Genomic DNA, 13272 nt, shown 5'->3' on the forward strand with positions numbered 1-13272 from the left:
GGAACCCTTTTTGTTAGTCGATCTTTTGCCGGCCCAAGCGCGCATAAACATCAGGCCGCTTGGAACGCAGGAGGTATGCGTAGACAATCCCGCCGAAGAACAAGGCAAAAGTGAAACTCATGAAGATGGCAGTCATGACTGCCGACCCACCGATAAGTTCCGGGTAATTTGTGATGGCCAAGTAGGTGATGAGCCCCAGGAAAAAGACGCTGACAATCGGAGCCACGATGGTCTTCCAGACCGAATCCGGGTCCACCCGCCGGCGGCGAACGAAATATACAAGCACGGCAAAGCTGGTGATGAACATCAGAAGCAGGACTGCGAAAGTGCCACTCCCGCTTGCTATCGGGTACAAGGCCTCTGGGGCTACCCCAATGACGGTGAAGACGACGGTTGCGACGGCCCACAACAGGCCAATGGCCAATGCCGACATGTAGGGCGACTTATGACGGGGATGCACGCGACCTAGAATCGAGGGCAACGCTCCGTCGGCGGCCAGCGAGAAACTGTACCTGGCGGCGATGTTCTGGATCGAGAGCATTGACGCCAGGATCGAGGTGATGAGCAGGACAATAGCAATATCCGCAAAGATCTTTCCCACCAGCACCGTGGCACCATCGTTGAACAGGTTCACTGTGTTTGCTGCGGCTGCATCCTGGACTTTGTCAGGACCGATGAAGGATGTGTAAGCCCACGCCGCCACAGCGTAAAACAATCCAATGCCCACCACTGCAATGTACGTGGCCCTGGGGATGGTGCGATCCGGGTTCCTGACTTCATCCCGGTAGATGACGGTCGCCTCGAACCCGAAAAAGTTTCCGACGGCGAACAACAACGCCAGCCCCAATCCGGCATCGGTGATCCATGGCATCGAGAAGCCGATCCCCTGTACCGCCTCTGCGGATCCTGTGGAGAAGGCCGCAACGTCGAAGATGATGACAACTGCAGATTCAAGCAGCATCACAACGGTCAGGACCTTTGCCGAGAGGTCAATGCGGTTATAGGCCAAGAGGGTGGTGATGGCGATGATGCCGAGCCCGTACCAATACCAGGGGATGTCGGGCCCGTTCAGTGTGTTGACCACGAAGCTCTGGAGCGTGAGAGCGAAAAGGGACGGTGCGAAGAACCCTATGAAGATGTAGCCAAAGAGCGCCAGCAGTGCTCCCCCGAGGCCCGCAGGTTTACCCAGGCCGGCTGTGACAAATGAATAGAAACCGCCGGGAGCTTCAACGCTGCGGCTCATCTTGACGAAGCCGACTGAGAAGATCAGCAGCATGAGCGTCACCAGAAGGTAGATGCCCGGTGCCGTATGGCCGCTGAAGAGAAGCATCACAGGCAGTGTGCCTGCAACGGTCGTCAGCGGTGATGAAAAAGCGAGAACGTTCATCACGAGCTCGCCTACGCCCATGTTGCCGCTGAGCTTGTGTTCCTGGGTTTGAGCCGGCGTTTTCGTCGTACCTCTTGGTGTGCTTGACATGTAATCCTCGTCGAGAAATTTTGAGTGCTGAATCACAGTACCGACGGGGATCGTGGAAGCACTGTACCAGCTTGGGACACGGGATCCCATGGGATATTCCGGCCTGTTCAGCTCACGAAATATCCCATGGGAAAAGGCTTTATCAGGGCCTTTCGGACGCCATGGCAGAAGCAGACGGATCAAGTTTTTTCAGGTCCACCACATCATTCAAGGGCTCATTGGCCTTCCAGAAACTGAGGTTCCGGGCAAAACAATCCACCACTTTTCCCCGCCACCCGATCAGGTCCCCGGAGGCATGAGGTGAGACCAGGATGTCCCGCCGGCTCCACAGCGGATTAGCAGAATCCAATGGCTCATGCTCAAAGACGTCCAAGGCTGCGCCGCCTAGGCGGCCGGAGTCAAGTGACTCCAGAAGGTCTTGCTCCACCACTACCGCCCCGCGGCCCACATTTACCAAGCGAGCTCCGGGCTGCATTTTCTTGAATCGCGACGAGTTGAACAGGCCGCGGGTTTCTTCTGTGAGCGGCAATGTCAGGACCACGTCATCAGCGATGCCCAGGAGCCGGTCAAGGTCATCAAAACCGGAGATGTGTCCCAGCTGTGCGTCATTCCTCGCAGATCGACCCACAATGTCGACGTCCATTCCGGCAGCACGGAGGAGAAGGACGGTTTCGCGGCCCACCGGTCCCGGCCCCACAACCAAGACCTTCCGGCCCAGCAGTGGCTCGGTTTCGCGGTGCTGCCATGTCCGGGCCTGCTGAAGCTCGATGGTGCGGCGCAAATCCTTGGTAAACATCAGCAACACCCCCAGGACCCACTCAGCGATGGGGCGCTCACACACGCCGCGGGAGTTGCTGACCACAATGTCGCTGTCGATGATCTCCCTGGTCATGAGGCTGTCCACACCGATGCTGGACGTGTGTATCCAGCGCAAATCGCCGGGTCCTACTTCCCGAAGGAGTTTGGTCCGGAAATCGTTCAGGAACAGGACCTCTGTTCCTGGCTGGGCGGCCCGAAACTCATCTGCAGTGCGCACCACCGCGACATCAGCTTCGGCTTCCAACCGTTCAAGCGGAGGCAGCGGCCGGCCCTCCTGAACAATCACCATCACTTTCGGCCGCGACACAGCTTCCCGGGCCTTCCCCTCATCGGCACTCCCCCGGGCGTTCTCGTGTTCGGATGCGTAGCTACTCACCAGCCGCCCTGCCAACCGCTCATGAGGCCATAGGGCAAACGCTGTGGTTCCTCATCGGGAAGGCCCTTGAGGAAGTCGAAGTCACAGCCTTCGTCGGCCTGGTTGACGTGATCGATGAAGAGCCGTCCGTAGCCACGCCGGTATTTCGGTTCGGGGAGCTTGAGTTCGGCAAGTCGGCTCTTGATCTCATCAGCGGGGATATCCAGGTCCAGGCGCTGGTTCTCTACGTCCAGCACAATAGGATCCCCGTCCCGGACTATCGCCAGCGGTCCACCCACCGCCGCCTCAGGCGATACGTGCAACACTGTGGTTCCAAAGGCGGTGCCGCTCATCCTGGCATCGGAAATACGGACAATGTCACGGATGCCGCGCCGCAACAGCCTTTCGGGAATGGGCAGCATGCCCCATTCAGGCATCCCGGGAGCTCCCACGGGCCCGCTGTTTCGCAAGACCAGAACAGAGTCTTCGGTGATGTCCAGCTCGGGATCGTCAATCCTGCGCCCAAGATCATAAATGTCCTCGAACACCACCGCCGATCCCTTGTGCTGCAACAGATCCTTGGATGCCGCGCTTCGCTTGATGACCGCACCGTTGGGTGCCAAGGAGCCGCGGACGACGGCGATGCCTCCGGAGGCATCAAACGGGGCTTCGAGCGTGCTGACCACTACGCCATCGGGTTCGGGGGCCGAGTTGTAACCATTTTCGAGGGACTCACCTGTGACGGTAATGGCGTCCTTGTTCAGGAGCGGCGCCAATTCCTTGAGTACCGTGGAGATGCCGCCCACCTGGAACAGCTGCTGCACCAAGTACTCGCCCGAGGGGCGGACGTTGACAATGCGAGGCGTACGTTGCGAAATCTCATGGAAGCGATCCAGCGGCAACTCGTAACCGACGCGCCTCGCGAGCGCCAAAAGATGCACTACTGCGTTAGTGGAACCACCCACGGCCATCAGGAGGGTGATGGCGTTATCGAACGCCTCTTTCGTCAATATTTCGCTTGGCTTTGGTCCCTGTGACATGGCCATTTCAACTGCCCGGCGTCCTGTGGCTTCGGCAGCTTGGGCACGACGCGCGTCCACGGCCGGGATTGATGCAGTGCCCGGCAAACACATGCCGAGCGCCTCAACCAGCGACGTCATGGTAGAGGCGGTTCCCATTTCGCTGCAGTGTCCAGCAGAGGGCTTGGCAGCCGACTCAAGCTCGTCGAAGTCAGCCTCGGTGATCTTTCCTGCACGCAGCTCATCGGCATACTTCCACGTGTCCGTGCCGACGCCAAGCTGCTTACCACGGAAGTGCGCCGGCTCTTGGGGCCCACCGGTGAGCATGATGGTCGGGACGTCCGCACTCGCAGCACCCATGAGTTGGGCTGGAACGGTCTTGTCGCAGCCGCCCAGGAGCACGATGGCGTCCAACGGGTAGGCGCGGATGGATTCTTCAACGTCCATGGCCATGAGGTTTCGGAACTGCATGGCTGAAGGCTTCATGAGACTCTCGCCCAGGGAAATGGTGGGGAACTCCAGGGGCAGCCCACCGGCCATGAGGACACCGCGCTTGACAGCGTCGGCCAGCAGCTTGAAGTGAATATTGCAGTTGACAAGCTCCGACCACGAGTTCGCGATGCCGATGACCGGTTTGTCCTTGAGTGCGAAGCGGGAGAAGCCCTCAGCCTGAATCGCTGTTCGGTGAACGAATCCCGTGAGGTCGTGGGGTGCAAACCAGCGCGCACTGCGGAGGTCCTTATAGCTCGACTCTTCCATGTCTTTTAGCTCCTTGGGCTTGATCGGTCTTGATAGGTAATTGGTGACGATGCCTACGCGGCCGAGGTACCGCCGTCGAACGCCATGCTGGTTCCGGTCGCAAAGGTTCCGTCGACCGCCAGGAAATAGATGGCTGCTGCCACTTCGTCGGGATCCGCGAGACGGTTCAGCGGCACAGTGCTCTCTTTCAATCTCCGGGCCTCTGTTGGGTCCGGCGCCGCGGCCAGGCCTTCACGCACCATGGGCGTGTCAATCGGTCCCGGGCAAACGGCGTTGACTCGGACCAGTGGCGCCAGTTCCAGTGCCATGGCCCGGGTGAGTCCCACAACGCCTGCTTTCGCCGCGCAGTAGTGAACAAGGCCTGGCACGCCCATGGCGGCGAGATCGGATGCGACGTTGACGATCGAGCCGCCCCCGGACCGTCTCATGTGGAGTGCAGCCTCCCGCGCCACGTAGAAGGTGCCGGACAAGTTTGTTTCCAGCACTTCGTGCCAGCGCCCTTCGGTAAGGTCTTCCAACGCAACATGTCCGGCTACACCCGCAGCGTTGACCACTACGTCCAAGCCACCTAGTGAGTGGATCGCGCCCCGCACGGCGTTCTTGACCTCGCTGGCAGCGGCGACATCGGCAACCACCGTGTGGGCGCCGGCGTCGATATCTTCTGCCACACGCTGCAATTCCTCAGAACGCCGGGCCAGCAACGCGAGCCGGTGACCCCGCTTGCCGAAGAGTCTTGCGGTCGCTTCCCCAACGCCTGAGGTTGCACCAGTGATGAGAACCCGAAGGGGTTCCGTTCGGGTTTGTTGCTCGCGGTCCATCATCGGCGACGGCTCCTCTTGCTTGGCAGTGGCGGACTAGTACGTCCCACTAAAACAGCGCGCAGCTACCCCCAGCTGTCTCACATTGAGACACAGAGCACACGGACAACGTTCCTAGGCTGATCAACAGATGCCGCCGTCAGTCTGCGGCACAGCACCGCGGGACAGCGGTAGAGACTAAGGAGCGCTCTTGGAACAGCAAAACCGCCTTGGGGTTGGCCTGATTTCGGTCGGATGGATGGGGAGACTGCATTCCCGCGCGTATCTGGCGACCAAGCAGTTCTTTCCTGAACTGCCCCGCCATCCAGAACTGGTGATCGCTGCCGACCCGGACGATGCCGGCCGCCATCACGCCGAAGACGCGCTCGGCTACAAGGAAACAGCCACGGACTACCGCAAAGTGCTGGAAAACCCGGACGTGGATGTCGTATCTATCTGCTCACCCAACTTCCTTCACCATGAAATAGCGCTTGCCACCATCGAGGCAGGTAAACACTTCTGGATTGAGAAGCCCATGGGCCGCAGCGCCCAAGAGTCCCGTGAGATTGCCCAAGGGGCTGAGGCCGCTGGCCTCATCACCTCCGTTGGGTTCAACTACCGGCACGCCCCGGCAGTGGCCGAAGCGCGCAGGCTGATCAGGTCCGGAACTCTGGGCAAGATCACCAATGTGCAGATCCGTCTCCTCACCGGATACGCCTCGGATCCAAACCAAGTCTTCACCTGGCGCTATGAGCAGGCACGTGCAGGATCCGGCGTCCTGGGCGACGTACTGAGCCACGGTTTCGACCTCGCCCAGTTCCTGGTGGGTCGCATCACGTCACTGAACGCCGTCACCGAGACATTCATCAAGGACCGGCCGCTCCCCGCTGGCAACTCCTCGAATTCCTTCGACATGGGTCAGGCTTCCGAAGTCACCCGAGAGGTGGAGAACGAGGATTACACGGCCATGCTTGCCCGTTTTGAGGGTGGAGCAATCGGCATGTTCGAATCCACCCGTGTCGCCATCGGCCCACACGCCGAGTACATCATCGAGGTCTACGGCACCGAGGGATCATTGCGTTGGAATTTCGAACGAATGAACCAATTGGAACTCGCCACCGACCGCACTGGCTATCGAACCATCATGACTCCCCCGTCCTTCGGCGAGTTCGGCCGCTTCCAGCCCGGACCCGGCCCCGGCATCGGCTTCAATGACCTCAAGACCATTGAAGCGGCACTCTTCTTGCGTTCGGTGGCCGAAGGGAAACAACTGGGTCCGTCCGCCGCGGATGGCTGGTCAGCCTCCGAACTCGTTGATGCCTCGTTGCGTAGCGCCGGCTCCGGCGACTGGGTCCAGATTCCGGAGGTTTCCGGGAAAACCACCTACCAGGCCTAGGCACAACCTCACTCCACCCGCAATAAAAGGAGGCCGGATCGTCAATGATCCGGCCTCCTCTTGTTGCGTTGTTAATTACTTGGCGAAGCGGAACAACTTCTTGTTGGCGAACTCGAGCATGCCCACCTTGCCCAGTTCCCGTCCATAACCGGACTTCTTGACACCACCGAACGGTACATCGGCTCCGCTGAGGTCGTAGGCGCCAATGAACACCATTCCGACGTCGAGCTGGTTCCCTACCCGCTCGGCACGCTCGTGGTCATCACAAATCACCACGGAACCGAGGCCATACGGCGACGAATTCGCGAGTTTGATGGCTTCCTCATCGCTGCTGACCTTGTAAAGCTGGGCAACCGGTCCGAAGAGCTCTTCACTGTAGACGTCCATGGCAGGAGTGATATTGGTAATCACTGTTGGGGTGAAGACGTTGCCCTGCGGTTCGTTATTGCCCACCAGGATTTCGGCACCTTGATCGATGGCTCCCTGTACCTGCCCCTTCAGGAACTTAGTGGCTGAATCTGAAGACATCGGGCCAAAGTCGCCGTTATCGTACGATTGGCCGGCAATGGCTGCCTTGAACTTTTCGGAGAACTCATCGAAGTGCTTATCCAGCACGACGATTCGCTTCGAGCCGTTGCACGACTGACCGGTGTTGCCCATCCGTCCCATGACAGCTTTTCGCACTGCTTGATCCAGGTCGTCCGTGTCGAGAACAATGAATACGTCGGCACCGCCGAGCTCCAGCACGCACTTTTTCAAGGCACGGCCTGCCTGCTCAGCCACGATTGCGCCTACCTGCTCGGAGCCAGTGAGAGAAACGCCTTGGATGCGGTCGTCCGCGATGATGTCTGAGATCTGCTGATGTGTGGCGAAGAGGTTGACGTAGGCGCCGTCCGGGAAGCCGGCGTCGCGGAACAGCTCTTCAAGTGCCAGAGCAGATTCCGGGCATTGGCTCGCGTGGCGGACTATCACGGTGTTGCCCAGGATGATGTTGGGAATCGCGAAGCGTGCCACCTGATAGTACGGGTAGTTCCACGGCATGATGCCCAGAACTACGCCCAGGCCTTGGTACCGGAAGAACGTCCGCAGACCATCGGCTACCTCAAGGTCCTCGTCGGCCAGCCATTCCTCTGCGTGCTCGGCGAAGGCTGCGGCGATGGAACCGGAGAACTCTGCTTCTCCGGCCGCCTGCGCGAGGGGCTTGCCCATCTCCCGGTTGATGATGGCTGCCAGCTTGTCCTTGCGTTCCACGAAGAGTTCGGCCAGGCGCTTGGCCAAAGCAGCCCGCTCAGCCACTGTGGTGGTGCGTGACCAGTCCTGGTAGGTAGCCTGGGCTGCGGTCAGGCCGGCTTCTACCTCTGCATCTGTGGCCGCTGGGTATTGTGCGTGCTTGGTTCCCGTGGCTGGATCAATAACGGTAAATGCGCTCATGTTGGTACTCCTTTGTCAGTATTTAGGCTGAGTATGGTCCGGTAAATGGGTCAGGCGGGACCGTCGCATGACGGCCCCGCCTGTTGCGCTTAGCGCCGGTCAGGTGCAGTGGTGGCTGCGTAGAAGCGCTGGCGGGCGCGGCCCTCCAAGTGCTTTGCAGTACCCTCCTGGCTGCCCGGACGCTGCGAGGTCATAGGCACTCCCACGTCCCAGAAGGCTCCGCTGCCGGACAGGTAGCGCCAAGGCTCCACCCGAGCGACGATCACTGCGGGGCCGTCCCCTTCCTTGGCCTCCTTGAGCGCATTCTGGAACTCCTCAACGGTGGAGGTGGACCAAGCTGCACATCCCATGCTGGCGGCATTGGCGGCAATGTCGAAGTCCAGAACTGCCCCGTCAAGGCGACCGGACTCAGTGCTGCGTTCCCGATACTGTGTCCCGAACTCGCGCCCGGGGCCACCCTTGGAGACCTGTAGCGGCCAGATGCACTGGTGTCCGCGGTTGTCGATCACAATGGTGATGATCTTTTTGCGTTCCTGTACGGCTGTGACCAGCTCCGTTGGCTGCATGAAGTAGGTGCCGTCACCGATCAAGACGTAGACCTCTCCCGGCGCGTCCCCACGTGCGATCCGGTAGCCGAGGCCGGCCGGAATCTCATGGCCCATGCACGAGTTGGCGTACTCGAAGTGGATTTCGGCGCCGTTGGAAGTATCCCAGGCCTTGTGGATGCCCTCAACCACACCACCGGAGCCCAGGATCAGTGCGTCCTGGTTGGTTGCGGTGCGGTTCAGAACGTCGATGACCTGGGCTTGGCTCATGTTTTCACCGGGGAATGCCTGAAGATCGTGCTTGCGCACCTCAAGGGTGGCCTTCCGAGCGTCCGCGATCTCGCTGCGGTAATCAGCGGAGGTACCGAAGGCAATGGCTGCCAGTCGTTCCCGCAGCGCCGCAAGCGAAAGTTTCGCATCGCCGATGACCGGGAATGAACCCATCTTGTGCGCGTCGAACGAGCCAACGTTGAGGTTGACGAACTTCACGTTGGGGTTCTGGAACAACGAGTGTGAAGCGGTGATGAAGTCCTGGAGGCGTGAACCAACAGTAATGACAACATCAGCGCCATCGGCGATTTCGTTGGCTCCCACCGTTCCGGTCACACCCAGCGCACCCAGATTGAGCTCACTGATGGGGCCGCTGCCCTTGCCTGAATAGGTTTCCGTGACCGGGATTCCGAAGTCGGCGCTGAAGCGTGCCAGTTCGTCCTGGGCCTTCGAGTACCGGACACCACCTCCTGAAATCAGCAGGGGACGCTCGGCGTTCGCGATGATGTCGGCAGCATCGCGGTATTCGTCCTCCACAGCCGGACGACGACGAATGTGCCACACCCGCGGTGTGAAGAAGGACTCCGGGAAGTCGAACTCCGCGCCCTGAATATCTTGCGGCAGACAGACCACGACGGCGCCGGTTTCCACGGGATCGGTAAGGACACGCATGGCCTCAGGAAGGGTGGACAGCAGTTGGGCCGGATGAGTGATGCGGTCGAAATAGCGGCTGACCGGACGGAAGCAGTCGTTGGCGGAGACGTCCCTCTCTACCGGATGCTCAATCTGCTGCAGCACCGGATCACCAAAACGGTTGTTGATGATGTCGGCAGGGAACAGAAGCACGGGGAGGCGGTTGGTGGTTGCCGTCGCGGCCCCGGAAACCATGTTGGTAGACCCCGGCCCTGCGGAAGCCGTGCACGCAAGGGTGGCTGCGCGGTTGGAAGCCTTTGCGAAGCCAATGGCTGCATGGACCATGGACTGCTCATTCTTGCCCTGGTAATGGGGGAAATCTACGCCATACTCGTCGATTCCCTGCGCCAATCCAACGGAATTTCCGTGGCCAAAAATGCCGTACATGCCGGGAACGAGGCGACGACGCTCACCGTCCAATTCGCTGTATTGGACCTGAAGGTATTCAACGATTGCTTGTGCGACAGTGCGGCGGCGGACGGCCTTGTTGTCGACCACGGTGCCGATGTCAGCAGCGGCTGTGCTAGTCATGCGATCTCCTAAATTCGAAGGTGCGTCGGCATTTGCAAACCGATTCGCCCGAACTTCAGGTTTTCACCGTCGGGGGGCCGTGGTGTGTCCCACTTTGATACGCGGCGGGGTTTCCTCCGCGGTAAATCAGTAGAAGGCAGGAAACAGCAGCCGACGGCGGTACGCGTGTACCGCCGTCGGCTGCTGTTTTCTTGGTGACTTTTTAGTCGAAGCGGTAAGGCTCCTGCGGCCCCACAGAAGGCAGTGGACGTGGCCGCTGGCAGGTGCTTTCGATCTCGATGTGGCGGCTCTGCTCCGAGGAGGCCTCGAAGGCGAGCAGGACTTCGAGTACGTGGTAAGCGAAGTCCCCTCCTGTGCGAGGTTCCAAGCCCTTGCGGATGGCATAGCCGAATTCAGCCAAGCCGATGCCCCGGTAGGCGTCGTCCCGATGTGTGATGGGCGTTTCGCGCCAGTCGCCTCCACCCGGAGGAGTCATGTCCAGGGCCAGGTCACCGGGTTCACCGCGTCGCAGCACGGGAGCGCCGGAAAAGTGGTCCGGGTTCGGTGCAGCCAAGGAGCCCCCTGTTCCGTAGACCTCCAAATGCGGCAGATTGTGATTCCAAATGTCCCAACTCACCATGACGGTGGCGGTCGCACCGGACTCGAAGTCGAGAGTGCCGGTGACGTGTGTCGGGGTCTTGATGTGGATGACTTCGCCGTCTTTGCCCGGACGCGGCCGGGTCTCAGATGAACGCGGTGTTGTGGCAGAAACGCGTTTCACGGGACCGAAGAAGTTCACCAGGTTGGTGATCAAGTACGGCCCAATGTCCAGCATGGGGCCGGCGCCGGGGCTGTAGAAGGGGTCAACGTTGGGGTGCCAGTGCTCGTAGCCGCGGCATGCGAAGGATGCGAAAGCGGCTACAGGCTCTCCGATCCAACCGTCATCGATGAGCTTGCGGCTCGTCTGCATGCCGGAGCCAAGGAAGGTGGTGGGGGCGGATCCCACTTTGACGCCTGCCTCCCGGGCGGCATCCAGAATCTGCTGTGCTTCCTCGAGGGAAGTAGCGAACGGCTTTTCCGAGAGGACGTGCTTGCCGGCAGCGATCGCTTGGAGTGTCACAGGTGCGTGGAGCTTGGGTGGAGTGAGGTTCAGGACCAGCTCAACCTCGTCATCGGCCAGAAGCTCATCCGGTGAGAGCGCCTTGGCAACCGAATACTCCGCTGCCCGGGCTTTTACAGCGTCCGGGTTCACGTCGGCGAGTGCCACGACGTTCACGTCCGGGTGGACACCGATCTTGTCCAGGTATTGGTTGAGAACGTTTCCGACGCCGATAATGCCGACTCGAATGGGTTCCATGTGATTCTCCGTCAGTAGTTGGTGAAACCTTCCGGGGCGAGGACTATACCCCGCCCCGGAATCAGTTGCTATGGCTGGTACTTCTAGCTGGCCAGGCGCGATTCGCGCGTCTTGGCCGTTGCTGCTTCGTCAATGCCGCCGTCGGTAATAACGACTCCGTATTGTGCAGCGGCCGCTTCCAGGGAAATCCGTGATTCGCGGTAGTCGTCCAGGACTGCGAGGACGTCGCGTTCCAGCGGGTCACCGTATCCACCGCCTCCAGGGGTGATGGATACGACCTTTTCGCCGGACTTGAGATCGTAGCGACCCACCACGGGGATCTCGCGACGTTCACCGGTAGTGAGATCCTCAACCCAGGTTGACGGCTTGGTACCATCGTGGCCGCCGCGGACCCCCTTCGGCGGGTTGATCTTGCCCTCGATTCCGTACGTCAGCGTGACGCTTTCACCGCGGGGTTCCATGGTCACACGGGTCGCGAGGCCACCTCGTTGCCTTCCTGCTCCCCCGGTATCAGCAACCAGGGTGCGTTCGTGAACCAAGATGGGGTAGCGCTGCTCATCTACCTCGACGCTGTCGTGGTAAAGCAGTGCGCCGCAGACGGGTCGCTGATACGTAGGCCAGCCGTCAACGTAGGGTGTAGCTGGTCCACCGACGCCGCCAACAAGGATCTGGTTGACATAGGCGTTGCCGTTACGTTCGTCTATACCGGAGATGACAGATTTTGCCGGTGCCTGTCCCGCCGCTCCCTCGGCCGTGCCGTAGCCGTCCTCTATTTGGGAGAACGCGGCTTGAACGATGTTGACAACCCGGTCGGCGAGGTTGGTGGTGCCCGATGAGCAGGAGTACGGGTGTTTGGGAACTCCGACGGCGCAGCCGTCCCGGAGCAGAACTTCCACTCGACGGAAGGTGCCTGCGTTGCTCGGAAGGTTCTCCGGGATGCCGGAGAGGATGCCGGCCAAGGCAGCACCTGTAGCCGTGGCCTTTGTGAGGTTCAGGCCATTGGGGAGATTGTCCGGGTTGTCACGCAGGTCAATGACGATCTTGCCCTGTTTGGGCTTCACTTCAACGGTTGCCTGCAGGTGCACGCCGTCCGCGCTGGTTCCGGGGAAGGGATCGTGGACCGAGGAGCCATGGAGGACGTACTCGGGCAGCGTTTCGATCGCAGTCGCGGTGAGGCGTTCCGAGTAGTCGAACCAGGCATCCACGAAGTCCACCAGGTCTTCGACACCAAACTTCTCGGCGAGTTCGTGAATGCGGCGTTCGGCGATGCGCGACGCACCGACCGATGCCAGGTAGTCCCCGTACCACTGGTCAGGCACACGGATGCGGGACCGGCACATACGGATGATGTCGTCGATGTCCTTATGGTCACGCTGAACACGGACACACGGGAAGATCAGTGCACCTTCTTCATACACATCCCGTGCTGTGGCGAAGAAGGTGGTTGGCAGCGAGTTGCCGCAGTCGGCCTGGTGGGCCTTGGTGACTGCCGTGAAGAGGTGACGTCCATGGACGAAGATCGGAACGAGGATCACATGGTCGGCAGCATGCGAGTTGCCCATGTAGGGATCGTTGTGCAGGAATGCGTCACCTTCACGGATGTCGTCGTGCAGCTGCACCATGTCCTCGCCGAGCGGTCCGGCGCCGAAGACGTGCACCGGTACGCCCTCTGCTGCTGCCAGCAGCTGGTTATCAGCGGTCAGAACAGCACACGAAAAGTCGCGGGCAGTGTTGATGACAGAGGAACGGGCGGAACGCAGCAGGCCGTTGGTCATCTCGCGGACAATGCCGTCGAATGCATTAGCGAGGACCGAGAGCTTTACGGGATCGAATTCGCGTGTCAT

9 protein-coding genes are annotated in these 13272 nt (G+C 60.3%); 1 reads left to right on the forward strand and 8 read right to left on the reverse strand.

Annotated features, from left to right (window positions below; all coding sequences use genetic code 11):
* Positions 1-13 precede the first annotated feature (13 nt).
* From AC1DCM_RS01345 to AC1DCM_RS01360, 4 genes are all read right to left on the reverse strand, one after another.
* The gene (locus AC1DCM_RS01345) at positions 14-1477 is read right to left on the reverse strand and encodes an APC family permease (RefSeq protein WP_477517004.1); all 1464 of its coding nucleotides are present in this window, start codon (positions 1475-1477) and stop codon (positions 14-16) included.
* A gap of 142 nt (positions 1478-1619) precedes the next feature.
* A complete protein-coding gene (locus AC1DCM_RS01350; protein ID WP_477517005.1) occupies positions 1620-2672 on the reverse strand; it encodes a D-2-hydroxyacid dehydrogenase in 1053 nt (350 codons plus the stop codon).
* Positions 2669-4429, reverse strand: a complete 1761-nt coding sequence (locus AC1DCM_RS01355) for an IlvD/Edd family dehydratase (RefSeq protein ID WP_253467989.1) — start codon at positions 4427-4429, stop codon at positions 2669-2671. The genes AC1DCM_RS01350 and AC1DCM_RS01355 overlap by 4 nt, the downstream gene beginning before the upstream one ends.
* Positions 4430-4482: 53 nt before the next feature.
* Positions 4483-5250: an SDR family NAD(P)-dependent oxidoreductase gene (locus AC1DCM_RS01360; RefSeq protein WP_024820603.1), complete on the reverse strand. Its 768-nt coding sequence runs from the start codon at positions 5248-5250 to the stop codon at positions 4483-4485.
* A gap of 187 nt (positions 5251-5437) precedes the next feature.
* Here AC1DCM_RS01360 and AC1DCM_RS01365 point away from each other — a divergent pair, with 187 nt between their 5' ends.
* Positions 5438-6622, forward strand: coding sequence for a Gfo/Idh/MocA family protein (locus AC1DCM_RS01365; RefSeq protein WP_477517006.1), 1185 nt, complete (start codon positions 5438-5440; stop codon positions 6620-6622).
* 75 nt (positions 6623-6697) lie between these two features.
* On the opposite strand, the gene AC1DCM_RS01370 is transcribed toward AC1DCM_RS01365, so the two are convergent.
* The 4 genes from AC1DCM_RS01370 to AC1DCM_RS01385 all read right to left on the reverse strand — a co-directional run bounded on the left by AC1DCM_RS01370 (position 6698) and on the right by AC1DCM_RS01385 (position 13272).
* The gene (locus tag AC1DCM_RS01370) at positions 6698-8053 is read right to left on the reverse strand and encodes an aldehyde dehydrogenase family protein (protein ID WP_024820601.1); all 1356 of its coding nucleotides are present in this window, start codon (positions 8051-8053) and stop codon (positions 6698-6700) included.
* Between the two features lie 89 nt (positions 8054-8142).
* Positions 8143-10092 (reverse strand): 3D-(3,5/4)-trihydroxycyclohexane-1,2-dione acylhydrolase (decyclizing), encoded by a 1950-nt coding sequence (iolD, locus tag AC1DCM_RS01375; RefSeq protein WP_477517007.1) that lies wholly within the window; start codon positions 10090-10092, stop codon positions 8143-8145.
* 202 nt (positions 10093-10294) lie between these two features.
* The gene (locus AC1DCM_RS01380) at positions 10295-11428 is read right to left on the reverse strand and encodes a Gfo/Idh/MocA family protein (protein WP_429329723.1); all 1134 of its coding nucleotides are present in this window, start codon (positions 11426-11428) and stop codon (positions 10295-10297) included.
* Positions 11429-11511: 83 nt separating this feature from the next.
* The gene (locus AC1DCM_RS01385; RefSeq protein ID WP_477517008.1) at positions 11512-13272 is read right to left on the reverse strand and encodes a hydantoinase B/oxoprolinase family protein; all 1761 of its coding nucleotides are present in this window, start codon (positions 13270-13272) and stop codon (positions 11512-11514) included.

Source organism: Paenarthrobacter sp. 10N417 (assembly GCF_056394745.1).